Here is a 23,627-nt window from a genome sequence, read left to right on the forward strand (position 1 = left end):
CCCCGCCGTTTCCGCCCCTGACCCGTTCGACTCCTCGTTCCAGCTATTGGTTCGCCAAACAGACCATCCTGGATGGTCTACTTCGACGGTAACTCGGCCGGTCAGCTACGTTTGCGCAGCATGAGTGACAATCGCATCCCGCCCCCCTTCATCGCCGACGAGCGCGCCATGCTCACCAACTGGCTCGACTGGCATCGCGAGACCCTGGCCGTCAAGTGCGAGGGCCTGTCGGAGGAGCAGCTGCGGCAGCGTTCCGCCCCGCCGTCGACCATGTCGCTGCTCGGCTTGGTCCGTCACATGGCTCACGTGGAGCGGGCCTGGTACCGGGGGGTGCTGAACGGCGAGGACGTCCCGAAGCTGTGGGGCAAGGACACCAACCAAGACGCGGACTTCGACGACGTCGACACCGCCTCGGCCGACGAGGCGTTCAAGACCTGGCAGACCGAGATCGAGCACGCCCGCGAGGTGTCGGCCGGGGTGCCGCTCGACGCCCTGGGCAAGCAGCAGCGCCACGGGCAGGACTGCTCCCACCGGTGGATCCTCGTCCACATGATCGAGGAGTACGCCCGCCACAACGGCCACGCCGACATCCTGCGTGAGCAGATCGACGGTGTGACGGGCGAATAGCGTCCCCCGCTGACGTCCCCCGCCCGGCACGCGGCGCTCAGCTAGGCCGCCGAGCACGCGGCGCTCGATCAGGCCACTGAGCACGCGGCGCTCAGCCAGGCCGCTGAGAGGGCAGAGGTGGGTTATATACCTACTATCTCGGTAGGATATGGTGGTTTTAGTTCCAGCGACCACCGTGAAGGATGTCCCATGCGTTCCGCCGCGCTCACCATGCTCACCGCCTCGGGGCTGGCCGTCTCGGGGCTCCTCGCCGCCTGTGGCAGCAGCGGTCCCGCCGTCCAGGCGCAGGCCGCCGGCGGGGCACCCGTCTACGGGGGCACGCTGACCTACCTGGAGCATCAGCCGCCCACCTGCCTCTACCTGCCCGCCGCCGGTTTCTATCCGAACGGCGGCGTGCTGAACCAGCTCACCGACAAGCTGACCTGGCAGGACCCGAAGACGCTGCGGATCGAGCCGTGGATCGCCACCAAGTGGGAGGTGAACAAGGACGCCACCGAATACACCTTCCACCTGCGCGACGGCGTGACCTTCAGCGACGGCAGCCCGCTCGACGCCTCGGCCGTGGCCGCCAACTTCGACGTGTACGGCCTCGGCGACACCGACCTCAAGCTGCCCCCGGCCGAGTTCGTCAACAACTACGAACGTAGTGAGGTCATCGACAACAGAACCGTGCGCTTCCATTTCAAGAAGCCGTCACCCGGTTTTCTGCAAGGAACCTCGGTCATCGGCGCGGGCCTGGTGTCGAAGAAGACGATCTCGCTGCCGTACGAACAGCAGTGCCAGCTCAAGAACGTCATCGGGTCCGGCCCGTTCACCGTGGCGAAACAGGTCGTGGACAAGGAGATCGACCTGACCGCCCGCAAGGACTACAACTGGGCGCCGGCGTCGTCGAAGCACCAGGGCCGCGCGTACCTCGACACCATCAAGATCATCGTGACGCCCGAGGACAACGTGCGGGTGGGCGCGCTCACCTCCGGCCAAGCCGACTACGTCCGCTACGTCCAGGCTTATGACGAAAAAACCGTCAAGGACGCGAATTTCAAGATTTATGCGGAGCCGACCAGAGGCGTGAACAACGGCCTCTACCTGCGGCCCGGCAACAGCATCCTCAGCGACCTCGACGTACGCAAGGCGCTCCAGGCCGGAACCAACGCCAAGGAGGTGGTCGACACCCTGTTCACCCCGAGCTACCCGGTCGCCACCTCGGTCCTCAGCCACCTCGCCCATGGGTACGTCGACCTGTCCAAGGAGCTCGCCTACGACCCGGCCAAGGCCAACGCCCTGCTCGACAAGGCCGGCTGGGCGCGCGGCGCCGACGGCATCCGCGCCAAGGACGGCAAGCCGCTCCAGCTGGGCGTCTTCGTCTCGGGCCCGCAACCGCTGTCCAAGCAGACCCTCGAACTCATCGCCCAGCAGTGGACCAAGATCGGCGTGAAGCTGGAGATCCGCCCCGCCGACGCCGGCACCCAGGCCGTCGACATCAAGAACGCGGAGAAGACCGCCATCGCCCACTCGATGGTCGGCCGCGCCGACGAGGACGTGATCAAGAGCCACTTCCACAGCCAGAACCGCGACGTCATCCTGTCCAAGGACACCAAGCTCGACAAGCTCCTGGAGGAGGAGTCGGCCCTGGCGGACAAGGCCGCCCGCGACGCCAAGGTCGGCGAGATCCAGCGCTACGTGGTGGACCAGGGTTACGCGATCCCGCTGTTCGAGGAGCCGCAGGTCTACGGCGCCGCCCCGTACGTCCAGGGTGTCGCCTTCGAGGCGGTGGCCAGGCCCACGTTCTACTCGGTCTGGCTGTCGAAGCGGTGACCCGATACGTCCTGCTGCGCGTCGGGCAGGCGGCGCTGGTGCTGTGGGCCGCCTTCACGGCGGGCTACGTACTCCTCCAGCTCCTGCCCGGCGACTCGATCCTGATCAAGTTCCAGAACCCGGAGCTCGGGCTGTCGCCCCAGCAGATCGCCGAGATCCGCGCCTACTACGGCGGCGGCGACCCGCCGATCATCGGCTACCTCCACACGCTGCTCGGCTTCCTGCGCGGCGGCTTCGGCTACTCGATCGACACCGGCACGCCGGTGGTCGAACGGCTGGCCGAGGCGCTGCCGGAGACGGCCAAGCTGGCCACGGCGGGGTTCGCGCTGGCCCTGCTGATCGCCGTGGTGCTCGCCTTCGCCGCCGGGTACAGCCGTACGTCCTGGCTGCGCGGGGCGCTGCTGGCGGTGCCGTCGCTGTTCGTCTCGGTGCCCGCCTTCTGGCTGGGGATCCTGCTGATCCAGGTGTTCTCCTTCCGGCTCGGGCTGGTGCCGGTGATCGGCGGCAGCCCGACGCAGCAACTCCTGCTGCCGGTGCTGACGCTGGCCGTGCCGATCTCGGCGCCGATCGCGCAGGTGCTGGCACGCGGCATCGACCAGGTGTACACCCAGCCGTTCGTACCCGTCGTGGCCGCCAAGGGCGCGTCGCGGTGGTGGATCCTGTGGCGGCACGTGGCTCGCAACGCGGTGCTGCCCGCGCTGACCGTCGCCGGGATGACGTTCGGCGAGCTCATCGCGGGGTCGGTCGTCACCGAGACGGTCTTCGGCCGCAACGGCATCGGACGGCTGACCGAGCAGGCGGTCAACGCGCAGGACACGCCGGTGATGCTGGCCGTCGTGGTGCTCGCGAGCACCGTGTTCGTCCTGGTCAACCTGGGCGTGGACCTGCTGTTCCCGGTGCTCGACCCCCGGCTGAAGGCGGCGGCGTGAAGATCCTGTCCTGGTTGACGATCGCTCTCGTCGTGCTCTGGGCCGTCGTGCCCGCCCTGTTCACCGGGTACGACCCGCTGGCCGGGGTGCCGGCCGAGAAGCTGCGCCCGCCGAGCCCCGAGCACCTGTTCGGCACCGACGCCGTGGGCCGCGACCTGTTCGCCCGCGTGGTGCACGGCTCCGTGCACTCCCTGTCGGGCGCGTTCGTCGCCGTCGCCGTGGGTCTGCTCGCGGGCACGCTGCTCGGTCTGCTGGCCGGGTCGACCGGCGGGTTGCTCGACGACGCCGTCATGCGGGTGGCCGACGTCCTGCTGTCCGTGCCCGGCCTGCTCCTGGCGCTGACGGTGATCATCCTGCTCGGTCCCGGCACGGTCAACGTGGCGATCGCGGTGGGCATCGGGTCCGTCGCCGCCTTCGCCCGCCTGTCGCGCTCGGAGGTCGTACGGGTGCGCCGGTCCGACTACGTGGAGGCCGCGTTCGGCAGCGGCGGCCGGTTCCCGGCCGTGCTCTGGCGGCACGTCCTGCCCAACTCGCTCGGCCCGGTCATCGCGCTGGCCGCCCTGCAGTTCGGGGTGGCGATCCTGGCCATCTCGACGCTCGGCTTCCTCGGCTACGGCGCCGAGCCGCCGACGCCCGAGTGGGGACTGCTCATCTCCGAGGGCCGCAACTACCTGGCCACCTCGTGGTGGCTGACGACGCTGCCCGGCGTGGTGGTCGTGGCCGTGGTACTGGCCGCGAGCCGAATCAGCCGCTCGATCGGAAGGAACACGACATGAGCCACCGATCGGAAGGCCCACGCAATGAACTGGTCGCTCGGAAGGCCCGCGCAATGAGCGGGTCGATCGGAAGGAACACGACATGAGCTGGTCGATTGGAGGCCCCAACCAATGAGCCTCCTGGACGTACGCGACCTCGCGGTCTCCTACGACGCCCGGCCGGCGGTCCAGGGGATCTCCTTCACGGTCGAGCCCGGCGAGGTGGTCGCGGTGGTCGGCGAGTCCGGCTCCGGCAAGACGACCACCGCCCACTCGATCATCGGCCTGCTGCCCCCTAACGCCACCCTCGACAGCGGCCAGATCTTGCTCGGCGACTCCGACCTGGCCACCTGGTCCACCCGCCGGATGGAATCGATCAGGGGCGCCCAGATCGGCCTGATCCCGCAGGACCCGTCCAACTCCCTGAACCCGGTCAAGACCGTCGGCGCCCAGATCGGCGAGGTCCTGCGCATCCACAAACGCGGCGACCGTCGTACGATCTCCCGCCGCGTCGTGGACCTGCTCACCCGCGTCGGCCTGCCGGACCCAGAGACGCGCGCCCGCCAATACCCGCACGAGCTGTCCGGCGGGATGCGTCAGCGGGTCCTCATCGCCATCGCCATCGCCCTGGAACCGCGGCTCGTCATCGCCGACGAGCCGACGAGCGCACTGGACGTCACGGTGCAGCGGCGCATCCTGGATCTCATCGACGACCTGCGCGCCGAGTTCGGTACGGCGGTGCTGCTGGTCACCCACGACTTGGGCATCGCCGCGAACCGCTCGGACCGCCTGATCGTCATGAAGGACGGCCGGATCGAGGAGCAGGGCCCGTCGAGCCAGGTCCTGTCAGTTCCGCAGGCCGCCTACACCGGGCAGCTGCTGCGCGACGCGCCCGCGCTGTCCGTGCGCGAGTTCCGCGCGGTAGCGGAGGCCACTGACGAGGAGCCCGCGATCGTGGTCCGCGACCTGGTCAAGGAGTTCCGCGTCGGGAGACGTCCGTTCCGCGCTGTCGACGGGGTGTCCTTCGAGGTACGCCCCGGCACCACGCACGCTCTCGTGGGCGAGTCCGGATCGGGCAAGACGACCACGGCCCGCATGGTCGTACGCTTCGCCGAGCCCACCTCCGGCACCGTCACGATCGCCGGAGCGGGAACGGTCGTCGGGGGGAGAGCGGGGCGCGACTTCCGGCGCCACGTGCAGCTCGTCTACCAGAACCCCTATGGCTCGCTCGACCCCCGGCAGTCCATCGCCGCGATCGTGGAGGAGCCGCTGCGCAACTTCCGGCTCGGGGACCGCGCCGCCCGCCGCCGCAGGGTGCGTGATCTGATGGAACGTGTGGCGCTCCCCGAGAGCCTGCTCGACCGCAGGCCACGTGAGCTGTCCGGCGGCCAGCGGCAGCGCGTGGCCATCGCCCGCGCGCTGGCCGTCGATCCGGGGGTCGTGGTGCTCGACGAGGCGGTCTCCGCGCTCGACGTGACCGTACAGGCGCAGATCCTGGACCTGCTCGAAGAGCTCCAGCGTGACCTGGGGCTGACTTATCTGTTCATCTCGCACGACCTCGCGGTGGTGCGCCAGATCTCACACACCGTTTCCGTCATGAACAAGGGACGCATAGTGGAATTCGGAACCACACAACGGGTCTTCACCGACCCACAGCACGACTACACCCGCGAACTCCTGGCCGCGATCCCGGAGCCGGTGCGATGAGGCTGGGATTCTTCAGCCGACTGCTCGACGAGGTGCCCGCTGACGAGCGCTACCGGCTGGCCGCCGAGCAGATCGGGCACGCGGAGTCCTTCGGGTTCGACACGGCGTGGGTGGCGCAGCACCACTTCGACGGCGCGGAGGGCGGGCTGCCCGCGCCGCTGGTCTTCCTCGCGCACGTCGCCGCGCGTACCAGCCGGATCAGGCTCGGCACCGGCATCATCACGCTGCCGCTCGAACATCCGGTACGCGTTGCCGAGGACACCGCCGTACTCGATCTGCTGACCGGCGGCCGGCTCGAAGTGGGCGTCGGCAGCGGCGGCACGCCGTCGTCGTTCACCGCGTTCGGGAAGGAGAGCGCGCGGCGGGCGGCCGTCTACGCCGAGCATCTGGCGGTGCTCGTCGACGCCTGGTCGGGCCGCGACCTCGGCGGCGGCAACCGGCTCTATCCCGCGGCGCCGCGCCTGCTCGACGCCGTCTGGGAGGCGACGTTCTCGGTGAGCGGCGGCGCCAGGGCGGGGCGGGCGGGCAACGGGCTGATGCTGTCGCGTACCCAGCCACGCCCTGAGGAGCATCCCGAGGCGACGCTGGCGGAGATCCAGCGGCCCATCGTGGACGCCTACTACGAGAACCTGCCGGCGGGCACCGCGCCCCGGATCGTGGCGTCGCGGACCGCGTTCGTGGCCGACAGCCGGGCCGAGGCGCTGCGGTACGCCGAACGCGGGCTGAGCCGCGCCCGGCTGCCCTTCGAGACCTCCCGCGACCGCATCACCGCCTTCGACGTGCACGTGGGGACCCCGCAGGACGTCATCGACAGCCTCAAGGCCGATCCCACGCTCGACCGGGTCACCGACCTGGTCCTGCAGGTGCACTCGGTCGACCCACCGCACCCGCTGATCCTCCGCTCCATCGAACTGCTGGCGACCGAGGTCGCCCCCGCGTTCGGCTGGGCCCCGAACACCACGGAATTGAGCACCACATGATCGACGTGATCGACCACCTGGTGGGGATCGAGCCGGACTCCCCGCTCGATCGCCTGCGTGACCGGCGGCCGGACGCCCGCGAGCACGCCCAGCGCGGCTTCGACGCGCTGCTCACCCCTGACGTGCCCGGCGCGGTCTCGCTGGTCGAGCGGGACGCGGTGGCGGCCTTCGTGACGGGCCTGCACAGCGATCCCCGTACCGCCCGCTTCTACGCCGACCGGCTCGCCGAGCTGGCTCCCGAACTGCTCGGCGCGGTCCGGCTGGAGATCGAGGCCGGGAGTACGACCGGCCCCTACGGCGCCTACCCCGCCGACGGACCGCTCGCCGCCGAGAGCGACGAAGGGCTGCGCTACCGGGCCCGGCAGCCCGAAGCGCTCGGGGCGCGGCTCGCCGCCGCCTTCGAGCACGCGCACCTGCTGGTGTTCCGCCCGCGCGAGGCCGACCCCAAGGACCTGCGGGCGCTCGCGGACGCGGGCTGGAGCGACGCGGCCATCGTGACGCTCTCGCAGCTCGTGGCCTTCCTCAGCTTCCAGATCCGGGTGGTCGCGGGCCTGCGGCTGCTCGGCGCCGCCCAGAAGGAGACCACCGCATGACCGGCTTCACCACCGACCAACTGGGCTGGAAGCCGTGGCTGGCGCCGCTGGCCGAACACGAGCTGACCGAGGCCCACCGAGAGGCCCTGGTAGACGCGTCCCGGGCCGCATCCCCGTACTTCAGGCTGCTCGCCCGCGACCCGGAGATCCTGCACGCACGGACCAAGACCGACAACGACATCTTCTACAACACCAAGGGCGGCCTGCCGCGCCCGGAGCGCGAGCTGGCCGCCACCGCCACCTCGCGCCGCAACGGGTGCGTCTTCTGCGCCTCTGTGCACGCGCGGTTCGCGGCGCACTACTCCAAACGGCCCGACGACGTACGACGGCTGCTCGACGAGGGCGTGGCGGCGCCGCAGGACGGGCGGTGGCGGGCCGTCATCGACGCCTCGGTGGCGCTGGCGGCCACGCCGTCCGAGTTCGGCGCCGAGCACATCGAGGCGCTACGCGCGGCCGGGCTGGACGATCTGGCGATCAGCGACACGATTCACGCGGCGGCCTTCTTCAACTGGGCGAACCGGCTCATGCTCTCGCTAGGAGAGCCCACCAGCGACCGGAAGGCAGACCAGTGACCGATCCGCACCTCGACCACCTCGTCTACGCCGTACCCGACCTCCTGCTCGGCGTCGCCGACTTCGCCGCGCGCACCGGAGTCACCCCGGCGGCCGGAGGCCGTCACCCCGGCGGCACCGCCAACTACCTGGTCTCCTTCGGCGATACCTCCTACCTGGAGATCATCGGGCCAGACCCGGAGGCCGAGGACGGCCTCCAGCGCTCCGTCTTCGACCTGGAGACCCTGTCCGAGCCACGGCTCATCACCTGGGCCGTACACCCGACCGACCTCGACAAGTCCGTACGGCAGGCCCGCGAGCACGGCTACGACCCCGGCGACGTCGAGCCGCTGTCCCGGCGCACCCCCGACGGCACCCTGCTGGAGTGGCGGCTCACCAGGCGGGACGATTCCGCGCCGGTCAGGCCGGTGCCGTTCCTCATCGACTGGGGCGGCACCACCCATCCCGCGGCGTCGGGACTGCCCCGGCTGGGCCTGGCGGCCTTCAGCGCCGTACACCCGGAGCCCTCCGCGCTCCGCCGCGACCTGACCGCGCTGGGCGTCGAGCTGGACATCGCCGAGGGCCCGGAGATCGCGTTGCGGGCGGTGCTGGACACCCCTCTCGGCCAGGTGACCTTGGCCTGAACCGCCCATTTCGTTGGCTTGATCGCGGGCTAGCCGCAAGAATGGCGCGATGGCTGACACTACGGAGACCGACTGGGTCTCCAGGTTCGCGGATGAGGTGATCTCCGAGGCGGAGCGTCGTGCCCCGGGGAAACCGATCGTCTGCGCCTCCGGATTGAGCCCGTCCGGGCCGATCCACCTGGGTAACCTGCGGGAGGTCACGACTCCGCACCTGGTCGCCGACGAGATCCGCCGCCGCGGCCTCGACTGCGTGCACCTGCTGTCGTGGGACGACTACGACCGCTTCCGCAGGGTGCCCGCGGGCATCGACCCGTCCTGGGCCGACCACATCGGCAAGCCCTTGACCTCGGTGCCCGCCCCGCCGGGCAGCCCGTACGCGAACTGGGCCGAGCACTTCAAAGCGCCGATGATCGAGGCGCTGGCCGGCCTCGGCATCACCTACACCGGCATCAGCCAGACCGAGCAATACTCCGCCGGCACCTACCGCGAGCAGATCCTGCTCGCCATGCGCGAGCGGGAACGGATCAACGCGGTCCTGGCCCGCTACCGCACCAAGGAGACGGCCCGCACCGAGGCGGTGGATTACTACCCCTACAGGCCCTATTGCGAGCTGTGCGAGCGGGATCTCACGACGGTCACCGCCTATGACGACGACAGCACCGAGCTGGCGTACGTGTGCGAGTGCGGGTTCGGGGAGACCGTTCGCCTGGCCGAACACGACCGCGGCAAGCTGGTGTGGAAGGTCGACTGGCCGATGCGGTGGGCGTACGAGGGCGTGGTGTTCGAGCCCTCGGGCGTCGACCATCACTCCCCCGGCTCGGCCTGGGTGGTCGGCGGGCAGATCGTGGGCGAGGTGTTCGGCGGCGAGCGGCCGATCGGCCCGATGTACGCCTTCGTCGGCATCACCGGCATGGCCAAGATGAGCAGCTCCAAGGGTGGCGTGCCGACTCCGTCCGACGCGCTGGAGATCATGGAGGCGCCGGTGCTGCGCTGGCTGTACGCGCGGCGCAAGCCCTCCCAGTCCTTCAAGATCGCCTTCGACCAGGAGATCCAGCGGCTCTACGACGAGTGGGACAGCCTCGGCCGCAAGGTCGCCACCGACGCGGCCCAACCCGCCGAGCTGGCCGCCTACGAGCGGGCCGTACGCACGGCCGAGGGCCCGCTGACCGCCACGCCGCGGCCGGTGCCGTACCGGACGCTGGCCTCCGTCGTCGACATCACCACGGGCGACGACGACCAGACGCTACGGATCCTGCGCGACGTCGACGGCGAGCTCACCTCGCTCGACGAGGCCCGGCCCCGGCTCGACCGCGCGCAGCGCTGGGTCGACACCCAGGTGCCCACCGACCAGCGCACCCGCGTGCGCGAGTCACCCGACGCCGAGTTGCTCGCCGCGCTCGACGAGGACGAGCGTGACTCGCTGCGGCTGCTGGTCGACGGGCTCGACGAACACTGGTCGCTCGACGGGCTGACCACGCTGGTCTACGGCGTGCCGAAGGTACGAGCCGGGCTGGCGCCCGACGCCAAGGCCACGCCCGAGCTGAAGACGGCGCAGCGAGCCTTCTTCGCCCTGCTGTACCGGCTCCTGGTCAACCGCGACACCGGCCCACGCCTCCCCACCCTCCTCCTGGCCGTCGGCGCCGACCAGGTCCGGAAGCTGGTCGGCGCTTGAGCCGGCTCCGCCCGCGTTACCGGCTCGCCGCCGCCGCGACCGATCTCTACTTCCGTGGTGCTTGGCGCGGACCTGGAGCTGTTGGCCGGGCTGATCCGGAGCCGTCCGCTACATGTGGTCGTGCTGGCCCCTGACGCCCGCCGAGACGGTCGACGAGATCCTCGCCAGGGCCGCGGAGGCCGTCGTCCACGTGGAGCCCGCCGCCTGACCGACGCGGTCGCACAGTCGCCATCAGACGGTCGCCGTCGTGCGGTCGCCGCCTGGCGGACGCCGTCAGACAGTGGCCCATCGGACGGTCACTTGCGGCCGGTTCGGGGTGGGCTGGGGCGTTCAGGCGGCAGGACCTCGACCGAGGTCTTGCGGATGTGGTCGTAGACCAGCGACGTACGCACGTCGGCGATGTTGCGGTGCCGTGAGACGTGGTCGAGCACGAAGTCACGCAGGTGGCCCGTGTCGCGCACGGCCACTTGGATGATGAAGTCGTCGCCGCCCGACACCACGAAGATCGCCAGTGTCTCGGGCAGCGTGGCCACGTAGTCGCGGAACCCCTCGACCGACTCTCGAATCTTGGGGTGCAGCCGTACGTGGATGAGCGCCTGCACCGGACGGCCGATGGCGGCCAGGTTGACCTCGGCGTGGAAGCCTTCGATCACCCCGTTGCCGCGCAGCGACCGCACCCGTTCGAGGCAGGTCGAGGGCGCGATGCCGATCCGCTCGGCGAGCTCGCGGTTGGTCTGGCGGCCGTCGCGCTGCAACTCGACGACGATGGCCGTATCAAGTTCGTCCACGCCCGCATCCTGCCACGAATCTCCGAACTTTCTTCGGAATCCGCCACCCCGACTTGTCGATCCAGCAGCGAAAAGTGCAATCTCCCCTCATAAGTTCGGAGAAGGAGAGATGGATGACCGTGCTCGCCGACTGGATCGACCGCCTCGACCACCGTAGCGACCTGCCCACCCGGGAGCTCCCGGTGAAGTGGGTGATGGTGATGGACCGCGACCTGCCCCGCGGCCTCCAGGCGAACGCCGCCGCCTGCCTCGCCGCCTCCGTGGGCCGTACGGTGCCCGCGATCCTCGGCCCGGGCGGCACCGACGCCGGCGGCCACGCGCATGCCGGACTGCCGTGGATCGGCTGCACGGTGCTGGCCGCGCCCGCCGCGATCGTCAGCCGGGTGCGGGCCGACGCCGCCGCCGAGCCCGACCTGGTCGTCACCGACATGGCGGCCATCGCCCAGCGGACGAACGTCTACGACGACTACCTGGCCGAGCTCGCTCGCACCGAGGACCCGCCCTATTACGCGGTCAGCCTGCTCGGCCCGCGCGCCGCGGTGGAGCGCCACACCGGGCGGCTTCCTTTGCTCCGCTAAATATCCGGCTGCCTCAGTTGGGCTGAAACCCGGGACTATATAAGCGGACATATACATATAACCGCAATCGATGCAAGAAGCTGTCAAGCGGCTTGCATGCGGGCCAGCGCACCTTCGGGGCATGAACAAGCCCTTCGCCGTGAGCGTCACTGTAGTCGTTCCTGCGATGAACGAGGCAGGCAATCTCCCTCACGTCTTCGCGACGCTGCCCACCTGGATCGACGAAGTAGTCCTCGTCGACGGCAACTCGACCGACAACACGGTAGCCGTGGCCCGGCGGCTCCGGCCCGACCTGCGCGTGGTGGCGCAGTCGGGACGCGGCAAGGGCAACGCCCTCATTGAGGGATTCGCGGCGGCACGTGGCGACATCATCGTCATGATCGACGCCGATGGGTCGACCGACGGTGGAGAGATTTTCTCCTTCGTCAGCGCCCTGGTTCAAGGCGCCGATTTCGCCAAGGGCTCCAGGTACGCCCCTGGCGGTGGCTCCGACGACATCAGCCCGCTGCGCTCGCTCGGCAACAAGGTCCTCACGGGCCTGACGAACCTGCTGTACGGCACCCACTACACGGACCTGTGCTACGGCTACAACGCGTTCTGGGCCCACCACCTGGACGCGATGGCACTGGACTGCGACGGTTTCGAGATCGAGACGCTGATGAACGTCCGAGCCGCCCAGGCCGGACTCCGCATCAGCGAGGTGCCCAGCCACGAGCACTCCCGCATCCACGGCGAGAGCAACCTGCACGCCGTACGCGATGGCTGGCGCGTACTCAAGACGATCCTCCGGGAGCGCACCAGAGGGGCGATGGCTCCGCACGCCCAGGTGGCGCTCGCCGAGTGAACGGTGCCATTCTCGGACGATGCGCTACATAGTCATCGGAGCAGGAGCAGTTGGCGGCACTATCGGGGCACGGTTGTTCCAGGGCGGGCACGAGGTCGTGCTGGTCGCGCGCGGCGCCCACTATGAGGCGCTGAAGAGCGGCGGGCTGCGCCTGATCACGCCCGACTCCACCGAGACCCTGGACGTGCCCGTGGCCGACGGCCCTGTGCCGACGCGCGACGACGACGTGCTGATCGTGGCGACCAAGTCGCAGGACACGATCAGCGCGCTCGACCCGTGGCCCAGGCACCTGCCGGTGGTGTGCGCCCAGAACGGCGTCGACAACGAGCGGACCGTCCTGCGGAGGTTCGAGAAGGTTTACGGCATGTGCGTGTGGCTGCCCGCCTCACACCTGGAGCCCGGAACGGTCGCGGCCTTCGGCCACCCGTACTCGGGCATGCTGCATGTCGGACGTTATCCACAGGGTGTGGATGAAATCTCCCGGCAGCTCGTCACCGACCTCAACAAGAGCGGCATGTACGGGCTCGACGCACCAGACGTCATGCGCTGGAAGTACGCCAAGTTGCTCGGCAACCTGAACAACGCCGTCGACGCGGTCTGCCGGAGCGGTTCCGGCGGCGAGGCGCTGACCGAGCAGGCCAGGGCCGAGGGCATGGCCGTGCTGGAGGAGGCGGGCATCCCCTACGCCACGCCGAGCGAGCAGGCGGAGGTCCGCGGCAACAAGGTGGACAACCGGCCGATCGAGGGCATCGAACGCGGCGGGGGATCCTCCTGGCAGAGCCTGGCCAGGTCCAGCGGCTCGATCGAGGCCGACTACCTCAACGGCGAGATCGTGCTGCTCGGCCGCGAGTACGGGATCCCGACCCCGGCCAACGAGGTGCTCCAGCGCGAGGCCAACCGCCACGCGCGCGAGAAGCTGCCGCCCGGCTCGATGTCGGCCGCCGAACTGGCCGCGCTCATCGACGAGCGTTCCGCAGCCGTATCCCGCTGAAGCCCAGCGTGCTGGCCGTCACCTCGTTCCAGAACGGCCAGAGGTTGTCCAGCACGCGCAGCTGGATCCCGGCCTCCTCGTGCAGGTCCAAGAGATCCGGCACCGGCTCAGCCGGGCCGAGCGGCTTCACCGGCACCTCGGCCACGAGCGCGTGCCCGTCGTCGCCGATGGCGCGGAAAGGGCCGGCGGGCAGCCGGTAGGCGTAAAGGCCGACGTCCATGAGGGCCTTGAGCCAGCCGTACTCGATGGCGTGCACCCGGTCGCCGCAGCCCGCGCCGATGATCCGGTCGGCGTCTGCCTCGCTGGTGCCGGCCGTTTTCCAGGCCATCGCCCGCGGGCAGGCCCGCGGGAACCAGTAGTCGGGACAGCGCTCGTAGCCGACCGCCCAGACGTACGGCTCGCGCAGGGCGGAGGTCGGCGCCACGTGCGGCACGAACAGCTCGATCGTCGGGTCCTCGGAGAAGTGCAGCACTTGGCCGGGCTCAGGTCTCATGATCTCCATGATGACCGGGAACCCCGGCCGGATCGGCGATCGCGGGGCATAGTCCGCCCGAGCCGGGGCAGTAGAGACTCGCTCTGACGACAGGGAGTGAGCTGAAATGATCTTGCTGGGTCTACTCCTGGTCCTGCTCGCCGGTGGCGCCATCGCCTTGGTGGCCGCCGAGGAGACCTCCAGGTACATTCTGTTCGGCTACACGTTCGAATTCAATTCGTTCGGCATGTTCATCGCCGGTGCCGTGACCACGGCCGTGCTGCTGCTGGGCATCGCGATGATCAGCTCCGGTTCCCGCCGGTCGGCCAAGCGTCGCCGCCAGAAGCGCGTGGCGAGCGCCGAGGCCTCCAGCCGGGTGGCCCGGCTCGAAGAGGAGAAGCGCGAGCTGGAGCGGAAGCTGCAGCACGAGCACGCCGCCACGCGCGAGCCTGAGCACGCGCGTGAGCCGGACATGCGCGAGACGCAGAACCTGCGCGTCCCCGAGCAGGTGCGCGCGCCTGAGCACGCACGCCGGGCCGAGCCTGTGAACGAGTCCGAGTCGACCGACCGGCTCGTGGCCGGTGGCGCCGAGAACACCAGGCGGCGGTAGCCCTGAGCGCGGCAGGCGCGGGGGCGTCAGGGCCCTCGCGCCGAGCCGTCGCCAGAAATCCCGGTAAAAGGGGGTGTACTCTGCGAGGCGATCTCATCATGCCTCCGGAGGTCGCATGCCCCCCACGCGTGGCCGTCCCATCGCCATCAAGCTCCTCATCCTGCTGATCGTCCCGCTCACGTCGTTGGTCGGCCTGTGGGCCTTCGCGGCGACACTGACCGGCGGCGACGGCCTGCGCCTGCTGGAGATCAACGATCTGGTGACGAACCTGGCCGACCCGTCCGAGCAGATCAACGTCGAGCTCCAGAACGAGCGGCTGGCCTCCGTCGAGTTCCTGACGACCAAGCGCGGCACCACCCAGCTGGCCAGGCAACGCGCCCGGACGGACAAGGCCGTCGCGGACTTCCGCAAGCTGGCAGGCGACCAGCAGGCCATCTCGTCCGGGATGGCCGTGCAGCTCAGAGCCCTGTACGACCGGCTCGACGCGCTACCCGCGATCCGCCGCCAGGTCGATGGCGGAAACCCCGCCCCGCTCGACGTGATCGACGGCTACAGCCAGATCGCCGACGCCTCCTTCCGCATGTACGACGCGATGATCCTCATGCCGGACATGACGCTCTACCGGCAGGCCCGCGCCGTCACCATGCTGGGCGAGGCCAAGGACCTGCTGTCGAGAGAGCGGGCGATCATCGCCGTAGTCCTGGACAGGGGCAAGGCGACCACCCTTGAGCGCCGTGAGTTCACCGGCATGGTCGCCACCAGGCGCCTGCTCTACACCCAGGCGCTGTCCCACCTCGACTCCGAGCTGCGCGGGCCGTACGAGCAGCTGGTCTCCTCGCCCGCCTACCGCGAGTTCATGCGCGCGGAGGACGCCATCATGGGCCAGGCCACCACGAACGGCCTGCCCGCCACGGCGGCCACCTGGCCCGTCGACGCCAGCAACCTGTGGATGGCCGTCGATCGCAACCAACGCCAGGCCGTACGGGAGATCACGCAGCGCGTCACGCCCGCTGCCGTCAACGTGCTGATCAAGATCGGCGTTGCGGGCGGTGTCGGCCTGCTCGCGGTCCTCGCCTCCATCCTGCTGTCGCTCCGCTTCCGTGGCCGCCTGGTACGCGAGCTCGCCGGGCTCCGCGACGCCGCCACCGAGCTGGCTGAGGTACGCCTGGTGGCGCTGGTCAAGCGGCTGCGTACGAACGTCGGCGCGCCGACGCCCGACGAGCTGCCGCCGCTGGAGGTGAAGACCGACACCAGCGAGGTGCTGGACATCGTGCAGGCGTTCAACAACGTGCAGGCCACGGCCGTGACAGCGGCGCTGAGCCAGGCCAGGCTGCGTCACGGCGTCAGCCAGGTCTTCGTCAACCTGGCCCGGCGCAACCAGACGCTGCTCCACCGCCAGTTGCTGCAGCTCGACAGCATGGAACGCGGGGCGGAGGAGCCCGAGACGCTCGGCGACCTGTTCAAGCTCGACCACCTCACGACCCGTATGCGCAGGCACGCGGAGAGCCTCATCATCCTGTCCGACCAGGCGCCCGGCCGGGGCTGGCGCAACCCGGTGCCGATCCACGACGTGCTGCGCGCGGCCGTGGCCGAGGTCGAGGAGTATCCGCGGGTCGAGGTGCTGCAGCCGCCGCCCGTCTCCCTGGTCGGCTCGGCGGTCACCGACGTCGCCCACCTGATGGCCGAGCTGATCGAGAACGCCACGCTCTTCTCGCCGCCGCAGACCCGGGTGGACCTGCGGACCACGATCACCCCGCATGGAGTGACCGTCGAGGTCGAGGACCGCGGTCTCGGCCTGACCAGGGTCGAGCTCGACGAGCTCAACACGCGGCTGGCCGAGATGCCGGAGTTCGACCTGGCGCAGAGTGACCAGCTGGGGCTGTTCGTGGTGGCCAGGCTGGCGGCCAGGAACGGGATCAAGGTCACGCTCGACGTCTCGCCGTACGGGGGGCTCACCGCTCTCGTCAGCCTCCCCGCCGACCTGCTGGCCGACCAGCCGGTACCCGCCTGAGGACCCTCCTACGGAAAGCTGAGGTCCAGGAACGGGTCGCTGAAGTGGGCGGTGGCCAGGACCGCGCGCTCGGCCCGCAGCGCGCCGAGCACCTCGGCGCGGGTGGCGGCGGCCGCCGCCGGGTCGTCGTCGTAGACGTAACGGACGCTCGGATCGGCCAGCTGCGCCGGGTGCAGCACCAGGTCGCCGGTCATCGCCAGCTCGCCCAGCCGGACGACCTGGTGGCCTGGGGTGTGCCCCGGGGTGAGCTGGACGCGTACGCCCGGCGCGACCTGGGAATCGCCGTCGACCACCTGCAACTGGCCCTTGATGGGAGTGACGATCTGGTCGAGCATCGCGCCGTGGGCCGCGTCGACCTCGGCCTGCTGGAGAACATACCTGGCGTTCTCGAACAGCGGCCGGCCGTCCGCGACCGCGCCACTGGCGTGGTCGCTGTGCAGGTGCGTGAGGATCACGGTGCCGACGTCGGCCGGTTCGACCCCGGCGGCGGCCAGCTCACCGGGCAGTGTCCCCGGCACCGGCGCCCAAGTCGACGCCGGTGAGTCCGCGGCGCCGATGCCGGTGTCGACCAGGGTGACCCGGCCCGCCCGGTCACGTAGCAGGTAACAGTGGAAGTGCAGGATCCACGGCTCGTCCGCGAGCCCTCCCCCCGGAAACATCTCGGTGAGCGGGCGGCGGATCGCCGGGCCCATGGGACCCACGGCGTCGCAGAGAGGCGTCACTTCGACGCCGGAGATCGTGCGCGGCTTGTGTGGCATTCGCCCAGATTAGGCGGCCACGCGCTGGCGCGGAACGTACTCGTTCTCGACGTCGGCGGCGTAGACGGCGCGGCTGCAGTGGGCGCACCGATAGATGATCGGGCCCTCGTCGAGCTCGTTGTGACACCGCGGGCAACGGGTGCTGGTCTTCATCGTGATCCCCCAAGGAGTTCGTGGTTCTATGAAAGCCTCATCGGATTGCAGCGGCCCTGCATCTCACTTGACAGGTTGCCGGTGCGTTGATGGGCGATCTGTGTCGTCGTGCACACCTGCTGCGGGTAATTCGCAGCACTCCGGCACCGAGGAGAACATTGTTACGCCGCGCCCCCGGCGGCGAGGCGGAAGAGCCGAGAACCCCCCGGGAATAGCCCAAGCGGGCTAGGTGTTGTATGGGCCGGAACGTGTGATACGTTGCCAGCGGCGTTGAGCTTCCAGCTCCGCCACTTCCCCCATAGCCCGCCCGGTGTTCCTGGGCCCGGCTCATTCTTCACACTCGCCGGCTTTCTTCGGCGGTGCCCTCGAGGAGGGTTCATCATGTCTGTTCAAACCATTCCCAAACCGCGCTCCGGTGCGCCCATTCGGCAGGTCAGTGGCCTGCTCGACGTACGGGAGAAGGGCGCCTTCATCCGCGCGGGACACCTGCCCGGCCCCGATGACGTCCGCGTGCCGCCCGACCGGGTCAAGCAGCTCGGCCTGCGCCCCGGCGACCACGTCGTCGCCACCGTCGCGGGCGGCAAACCGGTCGAGGTCGAGTCCGTCAACGGCACCGCCGACTGGCGGTACCGCCCGCACTTCGCGGACCTGATCCCGATCCATCCCACCGAACGCCTGCGCATCGAGACCGAGTCGCTCAGCACCCGCGTCATCGACCTGTTCGCGCCCATCGGCAAGGGCCAGCGCGGGCTCATCGTGGCCCCGCCCAAGGCCGGCAAGACCATGGTCATGCAGGCGCTCGCGGCGGCCATCGCGCGCAATCACCCGGAGACGCACCTCATGGTCGTGCTCGTCGGCGAGCGGCCGGAAGAGGTCACGGAGATGCGCGCCTCCATCCAGGGCGAGGTCTTCTACTCGACCTTCGACCACCCCGACCGCGACCACACCGCCGTCGCCGAGCTGGCCATCGAACGCGCCAAGCGCCTCGTGGAGAACGGCGAGGACGTCGTGGTACTGCTCGACTCGCTGACGCGGCTCGGGCGCGCGTACAACAACCTGGCCCCCGGCGGGGGCCGCGTGCTCACCGGCGGCATCGACGCCACCGCGCTGTACCCGCCGAAGCGCTTCTTCGGCTCCGCGCGCAACGTGGAGGGCGGCGGCTCCCTGACCATCCTGGCCACCGTGCTGGTGGACACGGGGTCGCGCATGGACAACAGCCTGTACGAGGAGTTCAAGGGCACCGGGAACATGGAGGTGCACCTGGCCCGCGACCTGGCCGAACGACGCCTCTTCCCCGCGGTCGACCTGGGCATCTCCGGCACCCGCCGAGAGGAGATCCTGCTGCCGGCCGGCGAGCGGCAGGTGGTCTGGAAGCTGCGCCGGATGCTCGGCGCGCTCGATCGGCAGCAGGGGCTGGAGCTGCTGGTCGGCAAGCTCCGCGAGACGCCCTCCAACGCGGCCTTCCTGCTTGAGGCCGGCGCCTGACCCCCTGGCGCGTCAGGTCCCCCGGGCCATGACAATGGGCGCATGCTTGCTGACATCATCAAATACCTGGCCTGCCCCGTCTGCGCCCGTGAGATGTGGTCGGCGGGTGACACGCTCCGCTGCGCCGAAGGCCATGCGTACGACGTGGCCAAGCAGGGCTATGTGAGTCTCCTGGTCGGCTCGCGGACGCCGGGAACGGCTGACAGCGCGGCAATGGTGGCGGCGCGGGCCGAGTTCCTGGGAACCGGACACTACGCTCCGCTCGCCGACGCGCTCGCCGAGAGTGTGCGGTTGAGGATATTCGGCGCCAATGGCCGGGAAGACGATGCTTTCCGTAGGGATAGGTTCTCGGCACTGCCGGACGCGGCGGCCGAGAAGGCGTACCGTAGTGCCGCAGTGGCTCGTGGAGCAGGGACGGCGTGGCAGGACGCCGATCACGCGCCGGAGCCCGTGATCGTTGATGCCGGAGCCGGGACCGGTTACTACCTGGCGACGGTGCTGAGAGCGGTGGACCGTGGCATCGGGATGGCATTCGACGTTTCCAAGCACGCCGTGCGGCGTGCCGCTCGGTCGCATCCGAGGGCCGGCGCCTTCGTGGCCGACGTGTGGCGGCCGTTGCCCATCAGGGACGGGGTGGCCGACGTGGTGATCGACGTGTTCGCGCCGCGGAACGGTCCCGAGTTCCGGCGCATTCTGCGGCCTGGCGGCGCGGTGGTCGTCGTGACACCCGCTCAGGCGCATCTGAGCCCGCTCGTCGAGGAGCTGGGGCTGCTCTCCGTCGATGAGGAGAAGGAGCGGCGGCTGGCCAGGAGCCTGGAAGGCTTCGAGGAGACCGAGCGGCGAACGGTCGAGTTCGATCTGGAGCTGGGTCCCGACGAGGTCGCCGGTGTGGTGGGGATGGGACCGAGCGCGTGGCACACTGAGGCGGCCGAGCTGGCGGAGCGGATTTCGAACTATCTGTCACGGGATGCCGTGAAAAAGCGGGAAAAAGTGGCGGCCAAGGCCGCGTTCCACCTGTCTATCTTCGAGGCCCCGCCGCGATCAAGGGCTGTTCCTTGACGGACATCTGGGACTCGTGTTAATGATGGGGCATTTAGTCCGAAATTCCCCCACATTCCCGGAGTATTTCCGCGAGACAAGCGCAATACTGGACGGCAACCCACGCCCGGAGGCGGGGCGAGAGGGAGGGGGGCGCGCCGGATGAAGGCCGAGGAACGCTGGCAGGCCAGGTTCCGAGCGTCGCGCATGACGTTGCCCTCCTGGGCACGGCTGGCCCCGAACCGCTCGATCTATCGCTCCAACGCCACCGGCACCTGGGAGGTCTACGCCTGGGACCGTGCCAGCGGCGCCAACCGCCAGGTGACCGACCGGCCCAAGGGCACGGCCCACGCCGCGATCGACCCCACCGGCCAGTGGATCTACTGGTTCGCCGACACCGAGGGCGATGAGTTCGGCACGTGGTGGCGCCAGCCGTTCACCGGCGGCCCCGACGAGCAGGTCGCTCCCGACCTGGAGCCCGGCCAGCCGGGCGGCATCGCCCTGTCCATGGCTGGCCACGCGGCGATCAGCCTGGCCAGCGAGGGTTCGTTCAGGATCCATCTGGTACGGCCCGGCGAACCGTCTCGCCTGCTGTACGAGCACGCCGAGGCGGCCTGGGTCGCCGACATGTCCCTCGACGGCTCACTTATCGCGATAAATCATGCCGAGTATGGCGACTTCCGTCATCCGGCGCTCCGCGTCGTACGCCCGAACGGCGACGTCGTCGGCGAGCTCTACGACGGCCCCGACAAGGGCGTGATCGGCCTCAAGTTCGCCCCGGTGCCGGGCGACCGCCGGATGCTCGCCCTGCACGAGCGCCGTCAGCGTCAGGCGCCCCTGGTCTGGGACCCGGCGACCGACGAGCAGCGCGAGATCTGGATGAAGGACTCCGGCGAGCTGACCGCCAGCTGGTACGACGACGGCCGCGGCCTGCTGATCCTCCGCGACAACCGCGCCCGCAGCTATCTGCACCGCTACGACCTCGCGGGCGGCGGGCTGACCCTGCTCGAGACGCCCCACGGCGTGATCGACGCCGCGGCCCCGCGCCCCGGCGGCAACGTCGAATACTCCTGGTCCAGCGCCTCCCGGCCACCGGTGATCCGCTCCAGCAACGGCCAGGTCGTGCTCAACTCCAGCGGCCCCTCGGCACCGCCGAGCGTGCCCGTCGAGGACCTCGACGTGCCCGGCCCCGGCGGCAGGATCCACGCGCTGGTCTCCCGTCCCGAGTCCGGCGCCGCGCCGTTCCCGACCGTCTTCCTGCTGCACGGCGGCCCGACGACGCACGACCGCGACGCCTTCTCCCCCGAGGTCGCGGCCTGGGTGGACGCCGGCTTCGCGGTGGTGCGGGTCAACTACCGCGGTTCGACCGGCTACGGCTCGGCCTGGCGCGACGCGCTCCACAGCGACATCGGCCACATCGAGCTGGCCGACGTCGCCGCCGTACGCGAGCACGTCGTGGAGCGCGGCATCGCCGACCCCGCCAGAATGCTGCTGACGGGCACCGCCTGGGGCGGCTACCTCACGCTGCTCGGCCTCGGCACCCAGCCCGAGCTGTGGACGGCCGGCATCGCGGCGGTGCCGATCGCCTGCCACGAGACCTCCTACGAGGACGAGGCCGAGAGCCTGCGCGCCTACCACCGCGCGCTGCTGGGCGGCTCGCCCGACGAGCAGCCCGAGCGCTATGCGGCCAGCTCTCCGATCACGTACGTGGACCGGGTGGAGAGTCCGGTGCTGATCCTGGCCGGCGAGAACGACAGCCGCTGCCCGTTGCGGCAGATCGAGAAGTATGTGGCGAAACTTGCTGAGCACGGGCGGGAGCATGAGGTTTACGCCTACGACGCCATCCGTGGCTCGCTGGTCATGTCCGAACGGATCGCACAAATCGCGCTACAGCTTGAATTCGCCCGCAAGCATGTAAATCCACACTGATAATCGACCATTCGCCAAGTCGGCAGTCAGCCGAAAAGGCCCACGAGGGTCAGCGGGCGTGAAGGACATCGAGGGGTCCGCGGGCGCGGAGGACGTCGAGGGATCAGCAGGGGCGGAGGACCTCGGGGTCAGCGGGCGCGGAGGACCACGATCGCGAGGTCGTCCGCGCTCGGCTCCGTGGCGAAGTCGGCCGCCCCTCGGCGGATCCGCTCGGCCACCGCACGGGCCGACAGCCCGGCGCACTCGGCGAGCAGCTTGGCCAGCCCGCCGTCGTCGTCGAGCAGCCGCCCGCCCGAGCGCCGCTCCGTCACCCCGTCGGTCACCGCCAGCAGCACGTCGCCGTGGTCGAGATGCAGCGTGTCGGCCTCGAACACCACCTCGTGGAAGACCCCGAGCAGCGACTGCGGGGTCGTCACCGTCTCGACCACGCCGCTCGGCTTGAGGCGCAGCGCCTCGGGATGACCGGCGGACACCAGGCGTACCTCAAGACCGGTCGGCACCGGCGTGATGTCGCCGTGCAGCAGCGTGAGGAACCTGGCCCGCTCGCCCTCCTCCAAGATCGCCTGGTTGAGGCGGCCGAGCACCGCCGCCACCCCGTAGCCTTCGCGGGCGAGCAGGCGCAGGGTGTGGCGGGCCAGACCGGTCACGGCGGCGGCCTCCGGGCCGGTGCCGCACACGTCGCCGATCGCGAACCGCCAGGAGTCGTCGCCGGCCTTGAACAGGTCGTAGAAGTCGCCCCCGACCTCGTTGGCCTCGCCGGCGGGCTCGTACACGACGCCGTAGTCGAGGCCGGGCACCTCGGGCTCGTTCGGCGGGAGCAGGCTGCGCTGGAGCGCCCGGTTGGCCGCGGCCTGCTGGGCGTAGACGCGGGCGTTGTCGGTGGCCAGCGCGGCCCGCCTGGCGATGTCCTCGGCGAACTGGATGACCTCGTCGGGGAAGCGGTCGGGCCGGCCCAGGCACATCATGCCCAGGCCCCGGCCGCGCGCGGTCAGCGGGACCGCGAGCACCTGCGAGTCGGCCAGGTGGACGGTGGAGGTGACGTGGGCGTCGGCGATCATCGCGTCCATGTCGCCCAGTTGCTCGCGCAGCCCGTCGATCCTGGCCTCGTCGGCGTGCCAGAGGTAGACCAGCCGCAGCGGTCCGACAGCGGTGTCAGAGGTGTAGACGGCGCACCAGCTCGCCAGTCGCGGCACCACGATCTGGGCGATGATGGCGGGCACCATGTCGGGGTCGAGAGTGCCCGCGAGGAGGTCACTCGCGTCAGCCAGGAACCCCAGCCAATGCGGCCCTCTGGCGCTCTCCTCCAGCCATTCGGATGCCACTCTGTCCGTTGAGCCGGGTAGCGTGAGTCTTGCCCAATGGACACGAGAATCACCTGCGAAGGTGATTCCCCACTCCTCCACCCCCACAGACGGAGCCTTCGGGTCGCCCTGCGAGGTGCTCCGCTGTCTCAACTCGACCTGCACGGCGTCACCAAAATGCTTCCAGATGACTTCGAACGGCTCGTCCACCACCTGTTGTGCCAGGTCACCCGCGACCTGCTCGGCCAGATGCAGCACGCTGCCGACTGCCCACGCGGTCATCACCTCACGGGTGAACCTCATCGCAGCCGTCACGGCGGTGTCGCCGGGCGCGAACGTAGCGGCCAGCACCGCATGGGGAGTAGCAGTCATCGCATCGTGCCTACCACACTTCCT

Annotated in this window: 23 protein-coding genes; 18 read left to right on the forward strand and 5 right to left on the reverse strand. The window is 69.9% G+C overall.

The annotated features are described in order from the left end of the window. The first annotated feature begins 120 nt into the window (after nt 1–120). The 10 genes from AB0C30_RS49185 to lysS all read left to right on the forward strand — a co-directional run bounded on the left by AB0C30_RS49185 (nt 121) and on the right by lysS (nt 10,273). Entirely contained in the window at nt 121–627 is a 507-nt protein-coding gene (locus AB0C30_RS49185; RefSeq protein WP_357957445.1) for a DinB family protein, read from the forward strand. 189 nt (nt 628–816) lie between these two features. After that, complete coding sequence (locus tag AB0C30_RS49190; protein WP_357957446.1) at nt 817–2,442, forward strand: TIGR04028 family ABC transporter substrate-binding protein; 1,626 nt, start codon at nt 817–819, stop codon at nt 2,440–2,442. Further along, nucleotides 2,439–3,371: an ABC transporter permease gene (locus AB0C30_RS49195; RefSeq protein ID WP_357957448.1), complete on the forward strand. Its 933-nt coding sequence runs from the start codon at nt 2,439–2,441 to the stop codon at nt 3,369–3,371. Before AB0C30_RS49190 ends, AB0C30_RS49195 begins: the two co-directional genes overlap by 4 nt. Next, complete coding sequence (locus AB0C30_RS49200; RefSeq protein WP_357957450.1) at nt 3,368–4,147, forward strand: ABC transporter permease; 780 nt, start codon at nt 3,368–3,370, stop codon at nt 4,145–4,147. Before AB0C30_RS49195 ends, AB0C30_RS49200 begins: the two co-directional genes overlap by 4 nt. Nucleotides 4,148–4,258: 111 nt before the next feature. Continuing rightward, nucleotides 4,259–5,833 carry an ABC transporter ATP-binding protein gene (locus AB0C30_RS49205; protein WP_357957452.1) on the forward strand — a complete coding sequence of 525 codons (1,575 nt, stop codon included), beginning with the start codon at nt 4,259–4,261 and terminating at the stop codon, nt 5,831–5,833. Beyond that, nucleotides 5,830–6,813, forward strand: coding sequence for a putative FMN-dependent luciferase-like monooxygenase (locus AB0C30_RS49210; RefSeq protein ID WP_357957454.1), 984 nt, complete (start codon nt 5,830–5,832; stop codon nt 6,811–6,813). Before AB0C30_RS49205 ends, AB0C30_RS49210 begins: the two co-directional genes overlap by 4 nt. After that, nucleotides 6,810–7,406, forward strand: coding sequence for a CMD domain protein (locus AB0C30_RS49215; protein WP_357957455.1), 597 nt, complete (start codon nt 6,810–6,812; stop codon nt 7,404–7,406). Before AB0C30_RS49210 ends, AB0C30_RS49215 begins: the two co-directional genes overlap by 4 nt. Further along, on the forward strand, nt 7,403–7,978 hold the full coding sequence (locus AB0C30_RS49220; RefSeq protein WP_357957457.1) for an alkylhydroperoxidase domain protein: 576 nt from the start codon (nt 7,403–7,405) through the stop codon (nt 7,976–7,978). Before AB0C30_RS49215 ends, AB0C30_RS49220 begins: the two co-directional genes overlap by 4 nt. Beyond that, entirely contained in the window at nt 7,975–8,601 is a 627-nt protein-coding gene (locus AB0C30_RS49225; RefSeq protein ID WP_357957459.1) for a VOC family protein, read from the forward strand. The genes AB0C30_RS49220 and AB0C30_RS49225 overlap by 4 nt, the downstream gene beginning before the upstream one ends. Before the next feature lie 49 nt (nt 8,602–8,650). Further along, nucleotides 8,651–10,273, forward strand: coding sequence for a lysine--tRNA ligase (gene lysS, locus AB0C30_RS49230; RefSeq protein ID WP_357957461.1), 1,623 nt, complete (start codon nt 8,651–8,653; stop codon nt 10,271–10,273). A gap of 296 nt (nt 10,274–10,569) precedes the next feature. On the opposite strand, the gene AB0C30_RS49235 is transcribed toward lysS, so the two are convergent. Then, complete coding sequence (locus AB0C30_RS49235) at nt 10,570–11,061, reverse strand: Lrp/AsnC family transcriptional regulator (protein ID WP_225300123.1); 492 nt, start codon at nt 11,059–11,061, stop codon at nt 10,570–10,572. 113 nt (nt 11,062–11,174) lie between these two features. On the opposite strand from AB0C30_RS49235, the gene AB0C30_RS49240 reads away from it, so the two are divergent. From AB0C30_RS49240 to AB0C30_RS49250, 3 genes are all read left to right on the forward strand, one after another. Further along, nucleotides 11,175–11,639: a DUF2000 domain-containing protein gene (locus AB0C30_RS49240; RefSeq protein WP_357957463.1), complete on the forward strand. Its 465-nt coding sequence runs from the start codon at nt 11,175–11,177 to the stop codon at nt 11,637–11,639. A gap of 121 nt (nt 11,640–11,760) precedes the next feature. Further along, the gene (locus tag AB0C30_RS49245; RefSeq protein WP_357957465.1) at nt 11,761–12,483 is read left to right on the forward strand and encodes a glycosyltransferase family 2 protein; all 723 of its coding nucleotides are present in this window, start codon (nt 11,761–11,763) and stop codon (nt 12,481–12,483) included. Between the two features lie 19 nt (nt 12,484–12,502). After that, nucleotides 12,503–13,474, forward strand: a complete 972-nt coding sequence (locus AB0C30_RS49250) for a 2-dehydropantoate 2-reductase N-terminal domain-containing protein (RefSeq protein WP_357957466.1) — start codon at nt 12,503–12,505, stop codon at nt 13,472–13,474. Here the strand turns inward: AB0C30_RS49250 and AB0C30_RS49255 are convergent. Further along, on the reverse strand, nt 13,440–13,967 hold the full coding sequence (locus tag AB0C30_RS49255; protein WP_357957468.1) for a DUF6886 family protein: 528 nt from the start codon (nt 13,965–13,967) through the stop codon (nt 13,440–13,442). The genes AB0C30_RS49250 and AB0C30_RS49255 overlap by 35 nt on opposite strands. A 106-nt stretch (nt 13,968–14,073) precedes the next feature. On the opposite strand from AB0C30_RS49255, the gene AB0C30_RS49260 reads away from it, so the two are divergent. Beyond that, nucleotides 14,074–14,556: a hypothetical protein gene (locus AB0C30_RS49260; RefSeq protein WP_357957470.1), complete on the forward strand. Its 483-nt coding sequence runs from the start codon at nt 14,074–14,076 to the stop codon at nt 14,554–14,556. Between the two features lie 115 nt (nt 14,557–14,671). Then, nucleotides 14,672–16,567, forward strand: coding sequence for a nitrate- and nitrite sensing domain-containing protein (locus tag AB0C30_RS49265; RefSeq protein WP_357957471.1), 1,896 nt, complete (start codon nt 14,672–14,674; stop codon nt 16,565–16,567). Nucleotides 16,568–16,575: 8 nt separating this feature from the next. On the opposite strand, the gene AB0C30_RS49270 is transcribed toward AB0C30_RS49265, so the two are convergent. Together AB0C30_RS49270 and AB0C30_RS49275 are read right to left on the reverse strand one after the other, a co-directional pair. After that, nucleotides 16,576–17,325, reverse strand: a complete 750-nt coding sequence (locus AB0C30_RS49270) for an MBL fold metallo-hydrolase (RefSeq protein ID WP_357957473.1) — start codon at nt 17,323–17,325, stop codon at nt 16,576–16,578. Nucleotides 17,326–17,334: 9 nt separating this feature from the next. Beyond that, the gene (locus AB0C30_RS49275; protein WP_357653584.1) at nt 17,335–17,478 is read right to left on the reverse strand and encodes a hypothetical protein; all 144 of its coding nucleotides are present in this window, start codon (nt 17,476–17,478) and stop codon (nt 17,335–17,337) included. A gap of 381 nt (nt 17,479–17,859) precedes the next feature. On the opposite strand from AB0C30_RS49275, the gene rho reads away from it, so the two are divergent. The 3 genes from rho to AB0C30_RS49290 all read left to right on the forward strand — a co-directional run bounded on the left by rho (nt 17,860) and on the right by AB0C30_RS49290 (nt 21,930). Further along, nucleotides 17,860–18,963 carry a transcription termination factor Rho gene (gene rho, locus AB0C30_RS49280; protein WP_357957475.1) on the forward strand — a complete coding sequence of 368 codons (1,104 nt, stop codon included), beginning with the start codon at nt 17,860–17,862 and terminating at the stop codon, nt 18,961–18,963. A gap of 42 nt (nt 18,964–19,005) precedes the next feature. Next, nucleotides 19,006–20,022: a putative RNA methyltransferase gene (locus AB0C30_RS49285; RefSeq protein ID WP_357957476.1), complete on the forward strand. Its 1,017-nt coding sequence runs from the start codon at nt 19,006–19,008 to the stop codon at nt 20,020–20,022. Between the two features lie 141 nt (nt 20,023–20,163). Then, nucleotides 20,164–21,930: a prolyl oligopeptidase family serine peptidase gene (locus AB0C30_RS49290; protein ID WP_357957478.1), complete on the forward strand. Its 1,767-nt coding sequence runs from the start codon at nt 20,164–20,166 to the stop codon at nt 21,928–21,930. A 128-nt stretch (nt 21,931–22,058) separates the two neighbouring features. Here AB0C30_RS49290 and AB0C30_RS49295 read toward each other — a convergent pair whose 3' ends face one another. Further along, complete coding sequence (locus AB0C30_RS49295; RefSeq protein WP_357957480.1) at nt 22,059–23,603, reverse strand: GAF domain-containing SpoIIE family protein phosphatase; 1,545 nt, start codon at nt 23,601–23,603, stop codon at nt 22,059–22,061. Between the last annotated feature and the right edge of the window lie 24 nt (nt 23,604–23,627).

This window comes from Nonomuraea sp. NPDC048901, assembly GCF_040649695.1.
Lineage (GTDB): Bacteria > Actinomycetota > Actinomycetes > Streptosporangiales > Streptosporangiaceae > Nonomuraea.